20 protein-coding genes are annotated in these 17,888 nt (G+C 63.7%); 12 read left to right on the top strand and 8 right to left on the bottom strand.

Annotated elements, in window-relative coordinates:
- Nucleotides 1–33 precede the first annotated feature (33 nt).
- Nucleotides 34–513 carry a MarR family winged helix-turn-helix transcriptional regulator gene (locus tag ACVJ19_RS18975; protein WP_453950545.1) on the bottom strand — a complete coding sequence of 160 codons (480 nt, stop codon included), beginning with the start codon at nt 511–513 and terminating at the stop codon, nt 34–36.
- A 107-nt stretch (nt 514–620) separates the two neighbouring features.
- On the opposite strand from ACVJ19_RS18975, the gene ACVJ19_RS18970 reads away from it, so the two are divergent.
- Entirely contained in the window at nt 621–1,826 is a 1,206-nt protein-coding gene (locus ACVJ19_RS18970; protein ID WP_453950544.1) for an ABC transporter substrate-binding protein, read from the top strand.
- Between the two features lie 17 nt (nt 1,827–1,843).
- On the top strand, nt 1,844–3,022 hold the full coding sequence (locus ACVJ19_RS18965; protein WP_453950543.1) for a cytochrome P450: 1,179 nt from the start codon (nt 1,844–1,846) through the stop codon (nt 3,020–3,022).
- A 34-nt stretch (nt 3,023–3,056) separates the two neighbouring features.
- Here ACVJ19_RS18965 and ACVJ19_RS18960 read toward each other — a convergent pair whose 3' ends face one another.
- Nucleotides 3,057–3,776, bottom strand: a complete 720-nt coding sequence (locus ACVJ19_RS18960; RefSeq protein ID WP_453950542.1) for a hypothetical protein — start codon at nt 3,774–3,776, stop codon at nt 3,057–3,059.
- A 277-nt stretch (nt 3,777–4,053) separates the two neighbouring features.
- On the opposite strand from ACVJ19_RS18960, the gene ACVJ19_RS18955 reads away from it, so the two are divergent.
- The 3 genes from ACVJ19_RS18955 (at nt 4,054) to ACVJ19_RS18945 (ending at nt 6,933) form a co-directional block, all read left to right on the top strand.
- Nucleotides 4,054–4,977: an ABC transporter ATP-binding protein gene (locus ACVJ19_RS18955; RefSeq protein WP_453950541.1), complete on the top strand. Its 924-nt coding sequence runs from the start codon at nt 4,054–4,056 to the stop codon at nt 4,975–4,977.
- The gene (locus tag ACVJ19_RS18950) at nt 4,974–5,735 is read left to right on the top strand and encodes an ABC transporter permease (RefSeq protein ID WP_453950540.1); all 762 of its coding nucleotides are present in this window, start codon (nt 4,974–4,976) and stop codon (nt 5,733–5,735) included. Before ACVJ19_RS18955 ends, ACVJ19_RS18950 begins: the two co-directional genes overlap by 4 nt.
- 163 nt (nt 5,736–5,898) lie before the next feature.
- Nucleotides 5,899–6,933: an IS110 family RNA-guided transposase gene (locus tag ACVJ19_RS18945; RefSeq protein ID WP_453948252.1), complete on the top strand. Its 1,035-nt coding sequence runs from the start codon at nt 5,899–5,901 to the stop codon at nt 6,931–6,933.
- Nucleotides 6,934–7,280: 347 nt separating this feature from the next.
- Here the strand turns inward: ACVJ19_RS18945 and ACVJ19_RS18940 are convergent, their stop codons facing one another.
- Nucleotides 7,281–7,607: a hypothetical protein gene (locus tag ACVJ19_RS18940; protein ID WP_453950539.1), complete on the bottom strand. Its 327-nt coding sequence runs from the start codon at nt 7,605–7,607 to the stop codon at nt 7,281–7,283.
- Nucleotides 7,608–8,004: 397 nt separating this feature from the next.
- Here ACVJ19_RS18940 and ACVJ19_RS18935 point away from each other — a divergent pair, with 397 nt between their 5' ends.
- From ACVJ19_RS18935 to ACVJ19_RS18905, 7 genes are all read left to right on the top strand, one after another.
- Complete coding sequence (locus ACVJ19_RS18935; protein ID WP_453950538.1) at nt 8,005–8,790, top strand: L,D-transpeptidase; 786 nt, start codon at nt 8,005–8,007, stop codon at nt 8,788–8,790.
- Nucleotides 8,791–8,828: 38 nt separating this feature from the next.
- Nucleotides 8,829–9,842, top strand: coding sequence for a glycerophosphodiester phosphodiesterase (locus ACVJ19_RS18930; protein ID WP_453950537.1), 1,014 nt, complete (start codon nt 8,829–8,831; stop codon nt 9,840–9,842).
- A 169-nt stretch (nt 9,843–10,011) separates the two neighbouring features.
- Nucleotides 10,012–11,046: an IS110 family RNA-guided transposase gene (locus ACVJ19_RS18925; RefSeq protein ID WP_453948252.1), complete on the top strand. Its 1,035-nt coding sequence runs from the start codon at nt 10,012–10,014 to the stop codon at nt 11,044–11,046.
- Between the two features lie 474 nt (nt 11,047–11,520).
- The gene (locus tag ACVJ19_RS18920; RefSeq protein ID WP_453950536.1) at nt 11,521–12,819 is read left to right on the top strand and encodes a site-specific integrase; all 1,299 of its coding nucleotides are present in this window, start codon (nt 11,521–11,523) and stop codon (nt 12,817–12,819) included.
- Nucleotides 12,820–12,938: 119 nt separating this feature from the next.
- Nucleotides 12,939–13,364, top strand: a complete 426-nt coding sequence (locus tag ACVJ19_RS18915; protein ID WP_456739410.1) for a hypothetical protein — start codon at nt 12,939–12,941, stop codon at nt 13,362–13,364.
- Entirely contained in the window at nt 13,354–14,349 is a 996-nt protein-coding gene (locus ACVJ19_RS18910) for a TIR domain-containing protein (protein WP_453950534.1), read from the top strand. Before ACVJ19_RS18915 ends, ACVJ19_RS18910 begins: the two co-directional genes overlap by 11 nt.
- 270 nt (nt 14,350–14,619) lie before the next feature.
- The gene (locus ACVJ19_RS18905; protein ID WP_453950533.1) at nt 14,620–14,886 is read left to right on the top strand and encodes a LuxR C-terminal-related transcriptional regulator; all 267 of its coding nucleotides are present in this window, start codon (nt 14,620–14,622) and stop codon (nt 14,884–14,886) included.
- On the opposite strand, the gene ACVJ19_RS18900 is transcribed toward ACVJ19_RS18905, so the two are convergent.
- The 5 genes from ACVJ19_RS18900 to ACVJ19_RS18880 all read right to left on the bottom strand — a co-directional run bounded on the left by ACVJ19_RS18900 (nt 14,874) and on the right by ACVJ19_RS18880 (nt 17,876).
- Nucleotides 14,874–15,215, bottom strand: coding sequence for a hypothetical protein (locus tag ACVJ19_RS18900; protein WP_453950532.1), 342 nt, complete (start codon nt 15,213–15,215; stop codon nt 14,874–14,876). The two genes, ACVJ19_RS18905 and ACVJ19_RS18900, sit on opposite strands and share 13 nt — an antisense overlap.
- Nucleotides 15,196–15,624 carry a hypothetical protein gene (locus ACVJ19_RS18895; RefSeq protein ID WP_453950531.1) on the bottom strand — a complete coding sequence of 143 codons (429 nt, stop codon included), beginning with the start codon at nt 15,622–15,624 and terminating at the stop codon, nt 15,196–15,198. Before ACVJ19_RS18895 ends, ACVJ19_RS18900 begins: the two co-directional genes overlap by 20 nt.
- Nucleotides 15,625–16,148: 524 nt before the next feature.
- A complete protein-coding gene (locus ACVJ19_RS18890) occupies nt 16,149–16,391 on the bottom strand; it encodes a hypothetical protein (protein WP_453950530.1) in 243 nt (80 codons plus the stop codon).
- Nucleotides 16,381–16,815 carry a hypothetical protein gene (locus ACVJ19_RS18885; protein ID WP_453950529.1) on the bottom strand — a complete coding sequence of 145 codons (435 nt, stop codon included), beginning with the start codon at nt 16,813–16,815 and terminating at the stop codon, nt 16,381–16,383. Before ACVJ19_RS18885 ends, ACVJ19_RS18890 begins: the two co-directional genes overlap by 11 nt.
- Nucleotides 16,816–16,820: 5 nt before the next feature.
- Nucleotides 16,821–17,876 carry a hypothetical protein gene (locus ACVJ19_RS18880; protein WP_453950528.1) on the bottom strand — a complete coding sequence of 352 codons (1,056 nt, stop codon included), beginning with the start codon at nt 17,874–17,876 and terminating at the stop codon, nt 16,821–16,823.
- Nucleotides 17,877–17,888 lie beyond the last annotated feature (12 nt).

Here is a 17,888-nt window from a genome sequence, read left to right as displayed (position 1 = left end):
TGGCGATCGTCGATTGCCACACTGCGCGCGGGCCTAAAGCGGCAGCATCCGGTTCAAGAGATCGAGCAGCGCGCGCTGCTCGGCCTCGCTCAGCGGAGCCAGCATCTTCCGATTATACGGCTCCGTCAGCCTTGCTCCCTCGGCAATGAGCTTTGCGCCCTTTGGCGTGAGCACGAGTTCGACCGCACGGCGGTCCGCCTTGGAGCGGTTGCGTTTGATGAAGCCGGACGATTCGAGCTCGTTCAGGATCTTGATCAGGTTCGGCAGGCGCAGCCGGAGCAGGCTGGCGAGGCTGCTCGGCGGCACGCCGGGATTGTCGCGGATGACGGCGAAGATCGCATAGGTCGCGGGCGTCAGGCCCAGTGCGGCAAACTCCTCGTAGAAGCCTTCGAAGAACTTCAACTGCGCGAGGCGCAGCATGAAGCCGGGCGTGCGTTGCAGCGCGCGCAGGTCCAGCGAATTTTCCGGCTGCTGAGCGGGCTTGGCTCCGGGTCTGACGGCTTTCGAGCTCATGATCCTCAAATCCGCGGCCGCAAGTCGGCCGAATTGACACTCTCAAAAATAGCTATAAAATATAACTATTATTCAGCGGCACCAAGACCGCCCATGGGAGGGACACAATGAACAGCAAATTCCTGCATAAATTGTGCATGGTGGCCGCAATGCTGACCGCGGCGCCGGCATTCGCCCAGGACGTCGTGAAGATCGGCATCCTGAATGACCAATCCGGGCCGTTCGCGAGCTATCAGGGCATCGGCTCGGTCGTCGCCGCCAAGATGGCGGTCGAGGATTATGGCGGTAAGGCTGCCGGCAAGCCGGTCGAGGTCGTCGCGGCCGACCATCAGAACAAGACCGATATCGGGATCGGCATCGCCCGGCGCTGGTACGAGAACGAGAGCGTCGATGCGATCTTCGACATCCCGAACTCGTCAATCGCGCTCGCGGTGGCCGGCATGAGCGCCGAGAAGAACAAGGTCTTCGTCGGATCGGGCGCCGGCACGGTGCTGCTGACCGGCGAGAAGTGCACGCCGAACACCGTGCACTGGACGTACGACACCTATGCCTATGGCCGCGGTCTCGGCAAGGCGATCGTGCAGCAGGGCGGCAAGAAGTGGTTCTTCATCACCGCCGACTACGCCTTCGGTCACGATCTGGAGAAGCAGGCCGCGGAGGCCGTGAAAGCGTCGGGCGGCGAAGTGCTCGGCAGCGTGCGGCATCCGCTGGGAACAGCCGACTACGCCTCCTTCCTGCTCCAGGCCCAGGCGTCGGGCGCGAACGTCGTCGGCTTCGCCAATGCCGGCGACGACACCATCACCTCGATGAAGCAGGCCGCCGAGTTCGGGCTGACCAGGGATCACAAGCTGGTCGGATTGATCCTGGGCATGAACGGCCTTCCCGCGCTCGGCCTGAAATTTGCGCAAGGCGCGCAGATCATGAACCCGTTCTACTGGGACCTCAACGACGGCACACGTGCGTTCGCAAAGCGCTTCACCGAGCGCATTCCGTCGAAGGCCTATCCGAACGACATGCAGGCCGGCGTCTACGCCTCGGTCATCCACTACCTCAAGGCGGTCGACAAGGCCGGCAGCGCCAAGGACGGCAAGGCCGTCGTCGCCGCGATGAAGGAGATGCCGACCGACGATCCGCTGTTCGGCAAGGGCTACATCCGCAAGGATGGGCGCAAGATCCATCCGCTCTACCTGCTGCAGGTCAAGGCGCCGGAGGAATCGACGTCAGCCTGGGATCTGCTGAAGGTCGTCGCCACCATCAAGGGCGAGGACGCATTCCGCGCCGAGAGCGAAGGCCAGTGCCCACTTAGCAAGTAACAGAAGCAGAGCTGACCATGAGCGGCATTGCATCCAGCCCGGTCGACCCGTTCGCGCCCGACTTCCTGATCGACCCCTATCCTGCCTATCAGGCGCTACGCGCGCTCGGGCCCGTGTTCGAATTGGAGCGTTACGGCGTGTGGGCGATGGCCGGCTATGCCGAGGTCGAGCCGGCGCTGAAGGACTGGAAGACGTTCATCAGCGGCGAAGGCGTCGGGCTACACGGCATGAACCCGGCGCTGCCAAAGCCGCTGACGCTGCAGATCGATCCGCCCGACCACGACAAGGGCCGCCGGGTGCTCGGCCGCACGCTGTCGCCGGGCGTTGCAAGGAAGCTGCGCGAAACGTTTCAGCAGGAGGCGGAGAGGAAGGTCACGGAGCTGATCGACAAAGGCACGTTCGATGCCGTGACCGATCTTGCGGAAGCCTATCCGATGAAGGTGTTTCCGGATGCGATCGGCATCCGGCCCGACGGCCGCGACAAGCTCCTGGCCTGGAGCACGTTCGTGTTCAACAGCTTCGGCCCGGAGAACGAGATACTCGCGGCTTCACGGGAGGAAGGTCTCGCCGCGCAGAGCTGGATCATGGAATGTTGCGCGCGAGATGCGCTGCGGCCCGACAGCCTCGGCATGATGATCTACCAGGCGGCCGACGAGGGCGAGATCACCGAGCACGAGGCAACGCATCTGGTGCGGCCGTTCCTCACCGCCGGGATCGACACCACCGTCAACGGCATCGGCAACACCCTGCTCGCGCTCGCCACCCATCCGGATGAATACCGCAAGCTCCACCACAAGCCGGAGCTGGCGCGCAATGCGTTCGAGGAAGGCCTGCGCTATGATTCACCGGTGCAGACGTTCTTTCGCACCACCTCGCGCGAGGTCGAGATCGGCGGCGGCGTGATCCCCGCCCACCGCAAGGTGCTGCTGTTCATGGCCTCGGCCAATCGCGATGCCGCGCGCTGGGACAGACCCGATCGCTTCGAGGTCGAGCGGGTCGCGACCGGGCATGTCGGCTTCGGCGCCGGCATCCACGCCTGCGTCGGCCAGATGATCGCGCGTCTGGAAGGCGAACTGATCTTCGGCGAGCTTGCAAGGCGCGTGAAGACCATCGAGCTGACGGCCGAGCCGAAACGCAGGCTCAACAATTCCCTGCGCGGGCTGGAGAGCATGCCAGTGCGTGTGACGGCCGCTTAGGCCGCATCACACGATCCGGGCATGAGCGATGTGCTCAGTTCCTCGCCGGAGCCGTTGCCGCTGCGGCGCGGGCGGACCGCGGCGCGCCGGGTTCGGCGACGGGGGCAGCCGGTGCACGCGAGCGCATGATCGCGGCGTCGATCTCGGCGATGACGCGGCGCTGGATCGCCTCGTTCTTGTCGATCGAGATATGGCCGACACCCGTGCCGCGCACGTCGACATTGTCGAGCTTGCCGCGCAGGCCCGCCGCGGCCCGCACCGGTTCGCCGGGACCATCGCCGATATAGATGTTGATGTAGCGTTCGGCGCCGGTCGATAGCCTGGTCTTGAACACGGAATCGAGGCCGATCGCGAGCTTCACGGGCACGCCGAGCTGGTTGAGCTTGGCGATCATGTCAGGCAGCGCGGTCGCGCCGGAGGAATGGCCGACCAGGATGATGGTCTTGATACGGCCGGCCCTGTAGGCGGTCGCGGCTTCGTCGGCGAGCGAGGACCAGGAGACGAAATTGGCGACGGTCACCGGGATGCCCTGCGCCTGGAGACGGGCGCCGATCGTGTCGAGCCCGAGCGAGAAGATGTTGAGCACGCCACGCAGCAGGTAGACATGCGTGGTCGCGACTTGGGCCTGGCTCGGGGCCGCCCTCGCGGTGGTCGGGCTGATGGCAACAGCTGACAGCAGAAGCAGACAGATCGCCCACACGCGGAGGGCGGGCAATTGGCTGGCGCCGGCGGTGTGACGGCCGTTCGGTCTCATCTCAATGTTTTCCCTGGAGACAATACGCTTCGCGATTGGCCGGAATCGTAGCCACGGCCTGCTCGCAGACGCAACAAAGAGCCGCGTGAGCGACAATCTTAGCCGCAGCCCGTGGCGGTTGCGCAACACTTACCCGGAACCTGCCACGGAAGAGCCGGTTTTGAGACCATTTTTCTCCGGCCAATTGCGACCGGGCAAGGGCATTCCTATCTCAGGGCTCCGCTGACCACCCTCCCGGGCTGGTTCCAGCCTCCCTCCCCCACCCCTGCCGGCCATCATGTCCTCCATCATCTCCGTCGCCAATCTGTCGAAGACCTATGGGTCCGGCTTCAAGGCGCTCAAGAACGTCAATCTCGATATCAAGCGCGGCGAGATTTTTGCGCTGCTCGGCCCGAACGGCGCCGGCAAGACCACGCTGATCTCGATCATCTGCGGCATCGCCAACCCGAGCGAAGGCAAGGTTCTGGTCGGCGGCGAGAACATCCAGACCTCCTACCGCAAGGCGCGCTCGCTGATCGGCCTGGTGCCGCAGGAATTGCACACCGACGCCTTCGAGAGCGTGTGGGCGACCGTGAGCTTCTCGCGCGGGCTGTTCGGCAAGCCGAAGAATCCTGATCACATCGAGAAGGTGCTGAAGGACCTCTCGCTCTGGGACAAGAAGGACAACAAGATCATCACACTCTCCGGCGGCATGAAGCGCCGCGTGATGATCGCCAAGGCGCTGTCGCACGAGCCGCAGGTCCTGTTCCTGGACGAGCCCACCGCCGGCGTCGACGTCGAGCTGCGCAAGGGCATGTGGGAAGTCGTGCGCACGCTGCAGCAATCCGGCGTCACCATCATCCTCACCACGCACTACATCGAGGAAGCCGAGGAGATGGCCGACCGTATCGGCGTCATCAACAAGGGCGAGATCGTGCTGGTCGAGGACAAGGCGACCTTGATGCAGAAGCTCGGCAAGAAGCGGCTGACGGTGCACTTGCAGGGCAAGGTCACCTCGCTGCCGGAGAGCCTCGCGCAGTACGAGCTCGACCTCTGCGACAACGGCGCGACGCTGGTCTACGACTACGACACCAAGGGCGAGCGCACCGGCATCACCAGCCTGCTCAGCGACCTGCGCACCGCCGGCATCCGCTTCAACGATCTCGACACGACGCAGTCGTCGCTCGAGGACATCTTCGTCGACCTCGTGAGGACGTCATGAATCACCGCGCCATCCGCGCCATCTATCTGTTCGAAATGGCGCGCACCTGGCGCACGCTGCTGCAAAGCATCGTCTCGCCGGTGGTCTCGACCTCGCTCTATTTCGTGGTGTTCGGCGCGGCGATCGGCTCGCGCATCAGCGAGGTCGAGGGCGTCAGCTACGGCACCTTCATCGTGCCGGGCCTGATCATGCTCTCGGTGCTGACGCAGAGCATCGCCAACGCCTCGTTCGGCATCTACTTCCCGAAATTCACCGGCACGATCTACGAGATCCTGTCGGCGCCGATTTCTTACTTCGAGATCGTGCTCGGCTATGTCGGCGCCGCCGCGACCAAGTCGATCATCCTGGGCCTGATCATCCTCGCAACCGCCGGCCTGTTCGTGCCGCTGCACATCCATCATCCGGTCTGGATGCTGGCCTTCCTGGTGCTGACGGCGGTGACGTTCAGCCTGTTCGGCTTCATCATCGGCATCTGGGCCGACGGCTTCGAGAAGCTGCAGATGATCCCGATGCTGGTGGTGACGCCGCTGACGTTCCTCGGCGGCAGCTTCTATTCCATCGACATGCTGCCGGCGGGCTGGCGCACGGTCGCGCTGCTCAACCCGGTCGTCTATCTGATCTCCGGCTTCCGCTGGAGCTTCTACGAGATCGCCGACGTCAGCCTATCCGTCAGCATCGGCATGACGCTGGCGTTCCTGGTGATCTGCCTCGCCATCATCTGGTGGATTTTCCGCACCGGATATCGGCTGAAGAACTGATGGCTGTCCGTAGATGGGGTAACGGGCCGGCCGCCCGCTCGCTACGGCGCGATTTGGAAGCGCGCTCGCGAGCGGCCTGTTGGTTGGAAGGCGGTCGTCCCTCAAACTGATGGTGTTCAACGGAGTCGGGCAAGCCCGCTCCAAGCATCATTAAGGGACGACCATGTATCACTATGCAGGAATCGACGTGTCATTGGAATGCTCGAGCGTCTGCCTTGTCGATGGGACAGGCAAGATTTTGCGCGAGACGAAGGTTGCGAGCGAGCCGGAGGCCCTGATCGCCTGGTTCCGGTCGCTGGCCTTGCCGCTGGAGCGGATCGGCCTGGAGGCAGGCCCGTTGTCGCAATGGCTCTACGCGGCTCTGCGGGAGGCAGGGCTTGCGGTTGAGCTTCTGGAGACGCGTCACGTTCGCGATGCCTTCAAGGCGATGCCAGTCAAGTCGGACCGCAACGATGCGCGCGGGATCGCCCAGCTGATGCGGCTCGGCTGGTTCCGGCCGGTGCATTGCAAGTCGGTCGCGGCGCAGGAGACGCGCGCCATTCTGACGGCCCGCAAGCTGCTGCAATCCAAGCTGCACGACATCGAGAACAGCCTGCGCGGCGTGCTTCGCGGCTTTGGGCTGAAGGTCGGCAAGACCACCGAGCGCACCTTCGCCGAGCGCATCCGGGAGCTCGTTGCAGGCCATCCAGGCCTTGAAGTGGTGGCGCAGGCGCTGCTCGAAGCTCATGGCGTGCTGCGGCGCGAGTTCAACAGCCTGGACAAGCAGGTCGCCAGGCTCGCCAGATCGCACCCTCAAGCCCGCCTCCTGATGACGACGCCGTCCGTTGGCCCGATCGTGGCGCTGACCTACGCCTCGGCGGTCGACGACCCGAAGCGCTTCCGCTCATCGAAGGCGACGGGGGCGCATTTTGGCCTCACCCCGAAGAAGTACCAATCGGGGGAAACCGACTACACCGGCCGCATCAGCAAGATCGGCGATGCCTCCGTGCGCGAGGCGCTCTACCAGGCGGCCCACGTGATGCTGACCAAGCCGGTCAGGAATTGCGCGGCGCTCAAGGGCTGGGCGATGCGGATCGCCCGGCGCGCAGGCATGCGCAAGGCCAAGGTGGCGCTCGCGCGCAAACTCGCGGTGATCCTGCATCGCATGCTCGCCGACGCCACGCCGTTCAACCCGATGGCCAAAGCCACGACAAGCTGAGCTAAGGAGTATCGATCGGTTCCGGGCGGGCCACGACACCAGGCTCGTCCGCGCGAGGTCCCTTCGCTGGGACGATGGATCCGGTCAGGCCGCCATCCGGGAAGTGGATCACAACCACGCTTCCGTAGATTGGCCGGCCGGCTCCTCATGCACCCCATCAGGCGACGGCCTCCGCGCCGATCCCGTACAGAAGCAAGTGCCCAGCGATCGGATCACGCAAAAAGGGATTGACTAACCAAGGCCCGTTACAGAAGCCCGGATGGAGCGTCAGCGTAATCCGGGACCTGCGTCACGTCAGCTCCGGCGATCCCGGATTGCGCTGCGCTCCATCCGGGCTACAGAAGTCTTCACCGGTAGCAATGAAAACGGTGATAGCCGTCGTAATACCTGTGACAGCGGTGGCGGTAGTGGCGGTGGGGAATGCCGAGCACACCCTCCACCGCACCCACGGCGCCGCCGACACCGGCGCCGACCGCGCCACCAACCACGCCACCGACGGGCCCCGCGATCCGGTTGCCTTCATAGGACCCTTCCTGAGCGCCGCGCACGATGCCTTGAGCATGACCAGCTCGAGGCAACGCCAACAGCGCAAGCAGGATAGCGGCGGCTGCGAACAGCAGGCGGACAGGCAAGCCGGCCGGCAGGGCGGCGGCGTTAACACGGGCTTTGTTCATCTTCAGTCCCAGGGAAGTACAGAGTGAACGGCGGCGAAAGCCGCCAATCGGCAGGCCATCATCAACGCACCGAACGGCCAAATGGTTGCGCCTTTGCGACGAATTGTCGGCGATGTGAACGCATGTCCGCTCGCGAAAATGTCAGCATCGCAGCTAACGGCGCGGCACAAAGCGGCCTTGCTTACATCAGACATCACGTTAACGATGGGTCGGCGGGCCGCTGGAACGGAAGCCGGATTGCAGGCATATTGCACGCCGGGGGACGGAGAGCCGCGGTGTTATTGTTTGAGCATGATCTTTTCGGAAAACCGCTACACACTTTTCCGGATCATGCTCTAGCGTGAACAGGCCGGAGGCCAGAACTCAGATGTATTTCCCTCAAATGTGTTTCCCTCGGATGCGTTCGTTTTTTGTTGCTTTCACCTCGCTGATGCTTTTGAGCGCGGGCACCGCGCAGGCCAAGGTCGAGATCACCGTCGACAAGGACAATCAGCAGATGACCGTCGCGGTCGACGGCGTCGCGCGCTACCACTGGCCGGTGTCGACAGGCATCCCCTCCCGCGAAACGCCGGCCGGCGCCTTCCGCGCCTTCCGTATGGAAGAGGATCACTACTCCAAGGAATTCGACGACGCTCCGATGCCGCACGCGATCTTCTTCACCAAGGTCGGGCACGCCATCCACGGCACGGACTCGGTCGGCCGGCTCGGCTCACCGGCGTCCCATGGCTGCGTGCGCCTGTCGCGCCAGAACGCCTCGACACTCTACGCGCTGGTGCAGCAGCAGGGCGTGCTCAACACCACGGTGACGCTGACCGGCTCGGCGCAGGTGGCGCTCGCCCGCAATCCGCGCGGCCGCAGCAACACGGCCGTGGCCCGCGCTCCGCAGCAGCCTGTTGAAGAGCAGTATGCGACCACGGGCGATCCCGTGAACCTGACGCCGCCGCAGCAACCCGCCCGCCGCTACATGCCGCAAGACGACAATTACATCTATCCGGCCGATGGCAGCGACACCGGCGCGCGCTATCCGGCACCGCGCCCGATCACGCGCCCCTATGGCACGCAGGCCTATCAGCAACTGCCGCAGCCGACCTACGACCAGGGCTATGGCCAGCAGGGCTACTATTATCAGCAGCAGCAGCCTCGCCAGTATTATCAGCCGCGCGGCTATTACTACCAGAACTGACGCGGCCGCCATCAACTGTCCTCGCCGGTCGAGGCGCCATGCCGTCACGTGCCACGACAATCCTGACCGTGCTCTCGGTTCTTGCCGCGGGACAAGGCATTGCAGGACAAGGCATGGCAGGACAAGGCATGGCCTTTGATCTCGAGGCGCATCGCGGCGGGCGGGCGCTGCTGCCGGAGAACACCCTGCCCGCGTTTGCGAACGCGCTGTCGATGGGCGTCGACACGCTGGAGCTCGACGTCGGCGTGACCGCCGATGGCGAGGTGATCATCTCGCATGAACGCGGGCTCAATCCGGATCTCGCACGGGATGCGAGTGGCGCCTACATTGCACCGCCCGGAACGCCCTTCGTCAGGCTGCCGCTCGCCGACGTCAGGACGTACGACGTCGGCCAGATCCGGCCAGACAGTTCTTACGCGAAGCAATTCCCCGAGCAGCGCGCGTTGCCGGGGACGCGCATCCCCACGCTGAAGCAATTGTTCGCGCTGGTGCGCAAGTCCGGCAACGCCAATGTGCGTTTCAATATCGAGACCAAGATCGATCCGAACCATCCGGACGAGGCCCTCGATCCGCAAGGTTTCGTCGGAAAACTGCTCGGGCTGATCGAGGCCGAAAAATTCTCCGATCGCGTCATGATCCAGTCGTTCGACTGGAGGACCCTGCAACTCGTCCAGCAGCAGGCACCGAAGATTCCAACCGTGTACCTGACGCTCCAGCGCGGCTCGGCTCCGACGGTGGCGCTCGACAAGGCTACCAACTGGACCGCGGGTTTCAGCCCGGCCTATCATGGCGGCTCGCTGCCACGGACCATCAAGGCTGCGGGCGGCGCGATCTGGTCACCCTATTTCGGCGACGTGACCCCGGCGCTGGTCACGGAAGCCCATGCGCTCGGACTGCGCGTCGTGGTCTGGACGGTCAACAAGCGCGAGGACATGGCGCGGATGATCGAGACCGGAGTCGACGGGATCATCTCGGACAATCCGGACCTGTTGCGGCAGGTCGCCGGCGAGAAGGGAATTGCGCTGCCGGCGGGGACGCCGGTGGAGCCTTAGCCTCGGCCTGCCCTCGTAGATGGGGTAACGGGCCGGCCGCCCGCTCGCTACGGCGCGATTTGGAAGCGCGCTCGCGAGCGGCCTGTTGGTTGGAAGGCGGTCGTCCCTCAAACTGATGGTGTTCAACGGAGTCGGGCAAGCCCGCTCCAAGCATCATTAAGGGACGACCATGTATCACTATGCAGGAATCGACGTGTCATTGGAATGCTCGAGCGTCTGCCTTGTCGATGGGACAGGCAAGATTTTGCGCGAGACGAAGGTTGCGAGCGAGCCGGAGGCCCTGATCGCCTGGTTCCGGTCGCTGGCCTTGCCGCTGGAGCGGATCGGCCTGGAGGCAGGCCCGTTGTCGCAATGGCTCTACGCGGCTCTGCGGGAGGCAGGGCTTGCGGTTGAGCTTCTGGAGACGCGTCACGTTCGCGATGCCTTCAAGGCGATGCCAGTCAAGTCGGACCGCAACGATGCGCGCGGGATCGCCCAGCTGATGCGGCTCGGCTGGTTCCGGCCGGTGCATTGCAAGTCGGTCGCGGCGCAGGAGACGCGCGCCATTCTGACGGCCCGCAAGCTGCTGCAATCCAAGCTGCACGACATCGAGAACAGCCTGCGCGGCGTGCTTCGCGGCTTTGGGCTGAAGGTCGGCAAGACCACCGAGCGCACCTTCGCCGAGCGCATCCGGGAGCTCGTTGCAGGCCATCCAGGCCTTGAAGTGGTGGCGCAGGCGCTGCTCGAAGCTCATGGCGTGCTGCGGCGCGAGTTCAACAGCCTGGACAAGCAGGTCGCCAGGCTCGCCAGATCGCACCCTCAAGCCCGCCTCCTGATGACGACGCCGTCCGTTGGCCCGATCGTGGCGCTGACCTACGCCTCGGCGGTCGACGACCCGAAGCGCTTCCGCTCATCGAAGGCGACGGGGGCGCATTTTGGCCTCACCCCGAAGAAGTACCAATCGGGGGAAACCGACTACACCGGCCGCATCAGCAAGATCGGCGATGCCTCCGTGCGCGAGGCGCTCTACCAGGCGGCCCACGTGATGCTGACCAAGCCGGTCAGGAATTGCGCGGCGCTCAAGGGCTGGGCGATGCGGATCGCCCGGCGCGCAGGCATGCGCAAGGCCAAGGTGGCGCTCGCGCGCAAACTCGCGGTGATCCTGCATCGCATGCTCGCCGACGCCACGCCGTTCAACCCGATGGCCAAAGCCACGACAAGCTGAGCTAAGGAGTATCGATCGGTTCCGGGCGGGCCACGACACCAGGCTCGTCCGCGCGAGGTCCCTTCGCTGGGACGATGGATCCGGTCAGGCCGCCATCCGGGAAGTGGATCACAACCACGCTTCCGTAGATTGGCCGGCCGGCTCCTCATGCACCCCATCAGGCGACGGCCTCCGCGCCGATCCCGTACAGAAGCAAGTGCCCAGCGATCGGATCACGCAAAAAGGGATTGACTAACCAAGGCCCGTTACAGAAGCCCGGATGGAGCGCAGCGCAATCCGGGATCAGTGTTCGCCACGCAAGGACGGCCCCGGATTGCGCTTCGCTCCATCCGGGCAAAGTTTGTCCCAGCCAGATACCAATTTTACCTCTTTAAGTCATTGAATTGTATTGCATTTAGTCGGTGACTGTCGGCTGGTGTCGGTGTATATCTGGGAAGGTTTTAGGACTTTTAGGACTTCTCCGGAGTAGTACCAGTGACACGCAAGCCGAGGCACAAAGCCGCCAAGACCAGCACCAGCCAACTGCAAAGCGCGACAGCACGGCTGAAGCTCGCCGCACAGGCGCGTGCCTACTTCGTCAAGATCGCGGACGGCGCATGGCTCGGCTATCGCAAGCCGTTCAGCGGTGCTGGCTCATGGGTCGTCCGCTCAGGCGGCAGCGACGGCAAGGGCTGGGAAAGAACCTTGTGGCGTGCCGACGACAACAGCCTGAAGGCTGACGGCGAGAAGGTCCTGAACTTCTGGCAGGCGAAGAGCAAGGCGCAGGCGATGACGGGACGTAAGCCCGGCATCGACACGCCTTTGGCTGACGGCGCACCGATCACGCTCGACGACGCGACCAAGATACACGAGGCGGACCTGCTGCAACGCGGTGCGAATGTCCACAACGCACGCCGCGCGCGTTGTCACCTGACCGAGGCGCAGTTGTCGAAACCCGTCGAGCTGATCACGGCCGACGAGCTGACGATCTGGCGCGACGGGCTGCTGAAGAAGGGTCTTGCACCGTCGAGTGTGAACCGCACCATCAGCACCATCCGCACGGCGCTGACGCTGGCGGACAAGAGCCGTGCCCACATCTGGCGCAGCGCGCTGAAGGCGCTGCCGGACGCGACCGAGGCGAACAACGTCGTCATCGAGGACGAGGCGAAGGCGCAACAGTGGGTTGCCGAGAGCTACGCTCACGATCACCAGCTCGGGCTATTGACGCATGTGATCGCCGAGAGCGGCGCACGACCGTCGCAGGCGGTGCGGCTCCGGATCAGGGACCTGATCACCCGCGATCCGACAACGCCGCGCCTGATGATGCCCAAGAGCGGCAAGGGCGGCACCCGCAGTCCGGGGCACCGCAAGCTCGAACGCTACACCGTGTCGATCTCCCCGGAGCTTGCAGCACTACTGAAGGCGGCAGCGAAGGGTCGTCCAAGCAACGCGCCGCTGCTGGTGCGCCAAAACGGGCAGGCATGGGACGACGGCAACCCGAACCCCTACGACAGGTACAAGGAGCCCCTGAAGCTCATCCTCAAGAGCATCGGCCTCGATCCGACGATCTACGGCATGTACGCCTTCCGGCATACCAGCATCACCCGGATGCTGCTTCAGGGTGCGCCGACATCGATTGTCGCCAAGGCGCACGACACCTCCGAGGCGGAAATTCGCAAGCACTACGCGGCGTCGATCCTCGACTTCTCCGACGAGATCACGCGCAAAACCCTGCCATCGTTTGGACCGGCTGCGCCTGCCGCGAGCAATGTCGTCAAGCTGACGAAGCGGTAAGCTCGACACGGATTTCTAACGACCGCCTGAGTCGTAAGCTGTCAATGGCGAAATTCTCCTTACACAACCTTGAATTTTAGCAATGTGGTTCCGACCTTCTGCTAAATTTTGGGTCGATGATGCCGCCAGAAAAGATTGCCGAGCTGCGCGTAAAGCACCTTGAGATGTTGCAAGGGCTGGTCACCCGCATGGCGGGGTATGGCGCTTCCTTCAAGAGCTACTGCATTACGGTCGTCACGGCTGTGGTCGGATTTGCACTCACTGCTCACAAGCCCAATGTGATCTGGCTGGCTCTCCTCCCGCTTGTCGCATTTGCTTTGGCCGACGCGCAGTATCTGCGGGTCGAACGTCGGTTTCGAGCCGTGTTCAATCTCGTGAGAAAAGAAGGCTGGGATCAGATGCCCACTTTCGAGATCAACTTAGAGCACGCTCCAACCCATTCGTATCTGAGCGCCCTTCTGAGCTGGTCGATTGTCGGTTTTTACGCACCGCTGACAATCGGCGTTCTTATCTCGGTGCTCGGGGCATGGGTTTATGGCGTCTAATCCCTCCGATCCGAAAAACAATACATTGGCTTCGTTGCTCGGCATGTACGACCCGCCAGTCTCAAAGCCTGCCTTGCCAGTGAGCCCGCTAGGGTTTGGGGCGCTCGCCCCCTTGTTTAATTCGCCGCCGCAGGAGCCGGAGAACCCGCTGGCCCGCGCTCTCGGGCTGATACCGACGAAGCCCGTGCTGCCGGTGAGCCCAGCGGTCAACGATCTGTTTCCGTATCTGGGATCATCCGCAAGCCCCTTAAGCGGTCTGGGCGGTGCGGCTGTCGATCTTTTTCCCTTCGGCGGGTTGGCACCTCCGCAGCGTCCGCTCGCTCCGCTCAAGCCTGCGGTTAAGCGCAGGGCATTCTTCTCGTTCCACTACGACGACATCATGCGAGTGAACGTGGTCCGTAATGCGTGGAAGATTGATCATCCCGACAATCAGTTGATGCGTAGCTTTCAAGACAGCAGCCTGTGGGAGAGCCGCAAGCTCGAAGGCGAGGACGCTGTCAAACGTCTAATTCGGGAAGGCGTTGAATACACTTCCGCCGTTTGCGTACTGATCGGGACCGAAACGTGCTGGCGGCGTTGGGTGCGCTATGAAATCGCGAGAGCCATCGTTGACGGCCGAGGGCTTCTCGGCGTGCATCTCAACAGTATTCGCCACCATCATACAAAGACGCCTCACACGCGAGGCCACAACCCATTGGAATTTTTGGCCGTGGGCAAGGTGCAGGCGGGTATACTAGCGACGCCAAAATATTTTCTCTTCGAGAAGATTGCCGTGCCAAACGGCATCGGCGGATGGAAATTCGAGTGGCATCGTTACAATGACTACACAAACTCAGTGGCCTTGCCCCCGTGGTTGGCGGACCCTCAGCCGGGCTTCGTAACTCCCCTTTCGCACAATACCATCGTGTACGACTACATTGCCGACAACGGGCACAAAAACATTGGAAGCTGGATTGATAAGGCCGCTCAGCGGGCCGGCCGCTAGACACCGCTTCGAGGCGGCTACTTCGCGATCTGCCGCTGCTCGGCCGCTCGCCATCAGCGGCCTTTTGTAACCGGAACGTGCGTCCCCGCAAGCTCTCAAGCCTCTGGCGAGCCGTCCCCGGCTGGTGCATACTCCTCGCACGGTAGCCGAGCGGAGCTTTGCTATGCGTCACCCAAAACAGCTTCTTGAACGTGAAATAGTCTACACGGCGGGCGTGATCGGTCTCGGATTGCTGCCGGTGGCGATAGCCATCACCGCGATCCTTGCGCGTTGACTGACACGCATCAAGTAGCATTGACGTCGCGGACTGTGATCCTCAGCCCGCGAGAAAAGCGGCTGTTGCGACGTTTCGCCCGAGGCAAGACGGACAAAATGATTGCGCAGGAAATAGGCGGCACCGCGAAGCAGGTCGCGGCAGCGCGCGCGATGCTGACCAAGAAACTCGGTATTCACTCGCAGGAGCAGTTTGCAGTCGCCGCCAGTGAGCTTGCCCCTTGGCCCGGCTATCCGACGCGAGTGCGGCCCTACACCGATTGACGTCGCCTGGAATGCTCCAGCGCGACCTCGACGTCCGGCTCGAACCGCGACAGGCCGGCGGCGAGCATCTGCTGCAACAGCGCGATGTTGGCGCGCACGTAGCGTGCATCGCCACAGCGCAGCCCGGCGTACATCGGAGGGTCTTGCATCGGCGACAGATGCAGCGTCCGGATTTGGCTGTTGTAGGCGCAGAATTTGGCGACGTCTTCCCACGGCCGTTCGGCGAACATGCGGTCGATCTGCCGCGAGCGGGCTTCGCTCTCACCGCGCGCGTAGACGATGGCGCGCGTCAGGGCATCGCGGTCGAGGTCACTGAGTTGGTTCGTCATCGCGGCGGTCCTCGTCCAGCAGGCCCATGCGTTCGAAATAGGAGGGCGGAAGCGGCGGCTCCTTCGGCGCTGTCGGCACGGTGTACTCGGACAGCGGCGTCAGGCGCAGCTTGGTCGCCAGCGACATCATCGCGCTGTGCCGAGCTTTCCAGATCGCCAGCCATGGCGACGGCTTGCCGTCGATGACGGGCTCACGCTCCTGCTCGGCGAAGGCGTCCCGCTCCGCGACCTGTAAACGGGCGTAGCTGACGACCAGCCCCAGATGCCCGGCCCGGAAGTAATCGGGCCTGACGCCTTGCACGATGGCAAGGAAGGCGAGCCGCGCCGGGCCGGCCAGATCGTCGGGCGGAGCCAGACGCTCGGCTTGGCTGGCAGGGAAGGCGATGTCGGCGGAGCTTTTGCGAGGCATCGGGGCGGGGCCCGGCTGGCTGGCTTAAAGCCAGTGGTTGTATTGGACCGATCTGGGGACGATAGGCGGTCTTGGAAGGATTTTCTACGGTTCCGGAGGTTCCAGTTCCGACCTACCACCCCTTGGGGCCCATTTTTGTACCGGGTAGAGTTCCCGTTGCGCCGCCGCGATGGAAAATGCTGCCGACCGGCAAAAACGGGTGGTCCCCCCCGGCCCCGCTTCGATCCAGACGAGCCAGCCAGCCCCGTGGATGCGTTCGCGCGACCTCTCTGGCACTCCGCATCGTCCGGCTCGACGCCAGCTCGCCAGCGGGCTTCCTAGGGCCTCGCGCTCTGGTCCATGCAACCCCTTGATGGACCGACACAAATTGACGCGACCGAAAGGCCTCGTAAGCAGTTGATTAGATTGAGTTATTCGGCGTTTTGATAGGTCCGAACATAGGCACAAGAGGTCGGAACATCGGGGAATAACTTGCTAAAAGCCAGCGTAGCGGTTCCAAGCGGCTCAACGCGGGAGCGACAGGCCTACATCCCACACTCAACCAATGCGAGCAGTCGCCGCGCGTGGTCTCGTGCCCGGAGAGCGAGGAGCAGCAGCGCAAATTCGCGTTCGTCCGGATCGGTCGGCAAGGTCGCCGGGAACGGCGTTCGGATCGCCTGCACCAATGCGGCCAACTCGTCGGCGCGCTCGCGGATCGGATTGAGGGTTGCTCGCGCATTCAGGTCGGCGACGAGGGCGCGGACTTTGGCCTCGTGATCATCCTGCACGGCGCTGCCTCCGGGTGTCCAACCAACGCTGACGATGCTTCGCGCGGATCGGAGCCATGATCTTCTCGTCGATGGGGTTATCGACCGGACCGATGATTGCGTTGTGAAGCTCGCGGTCCTGCTTCTTGCCGTCCTCGTCCAGATAGAACAGCTCGTTTCCGCCGGTTCGCTCGGCGAGAACCTTCGCGATCTCGGCGCGCCAAAGTTTGCGTTCTTGCGCGATCACCGCGCCATGGACCTCGCGCCAGATTGCGTCCCGTTCGGCGAGCGCAGCAGCGACGCGACGATCCACGAGCTTCTCGATATCGCGCGTGGTCTGCGACGGAGGCGGGGCCTGCGGTGCCGTTGCGTGACGCGCGAGCGAAACCTCGTAGGCTTCGGCGCGGGCTTCGATCCATGCTGCTTGTCGTTCGTCGTGATCCATCGCGCTCACCATGTTGCACCCTCGATCCACGCAACACTTCCCGGCGCTGCGCTCCACGTCACCCGCGAGATGCAACGAAGCGCGAAGCTGTCGGTCTGAAACATACTGACGCTCGGCGCGGCAATCACGGCCGGATCGGGCGAGGTGCCCGGTGTCCCGATCTGCTCGGCGGGATCAGCAAGATGCAGCGTGGCTTGTCGGCTGCTATCGACCTCCGGAATGCCGTCGCCGGAAACGACGAACCCGTCAGTCGCGAGAGCAATCGCGGTGCCGGGCGCGAGCGTCGGGGCCTCGATCACCGTGCGTTTGAAATTCGGCCATGGCAGCGTTTCAAATACGCCGAACAGATCGGACGCGACGATGAGCACGACCGAGCGCGTGCTGATGCCATTGGCCGCGATCTCGGCGAGCAGCGCCTTGATGTCGTCGGACGCGGATGCGCCGGCGGCGAGCGGCGGGATGCCGTACAAAATTCCGCCGGGACTTGCTGCGGTCGGCGGATCGGCCGAGAGCAACACCTTCGCGCCGCCTTTGCCCACGGCTTGCTTCAACAACCGCGAGATCACGACGCTGGCGTCGGGAGCTGACAGGTTTTCAAGCTCGTTGGTCAGCGGCGCGAGCAGCGCGAGCTTTTTCACCGGACCGATCAACTGACCTTCGAACACGCCTTGCGCGGCCGGGATCGGAAAACCTTCCTCGACAAAAACCGCCTCGCTGAAACTGGTCGGCGACACCAGCGAAAATTGCGACAGGCCGCGAAGATTGATCCTGTCGGCGAGGTTCAGTATCTCCGCAAACTCGCTATCGGGCGCGAGCAAGAGCAGCGCCGCAACGCTGTCTCCCGGAAGATCGGCTTGCTTCAACGGCTCGACCGCTGCGCGCAGGATCAGCCCAGTGAGGTTGTCGTGCTGCCATCCCGCATCGCGCAGGACCGCCTCGACGCTGGTCTTCTGGACGCGCGACAGGACACGGGCGGTCGCGGCGCGAATGAACGAGCGGTGCCACTCGCGGGCGAGATCGGTGCGGCTCGGCGGCATGAACGGCTTTCTGAACTCGGTCATGCCGGGAAGTTA

The organism is Bradyrhizobium sp. USDA 376 (genome assembly GCF_054063675.1).
This window is presented reverse-complemented; position numbering and strand designations above follow the sequence as displayed.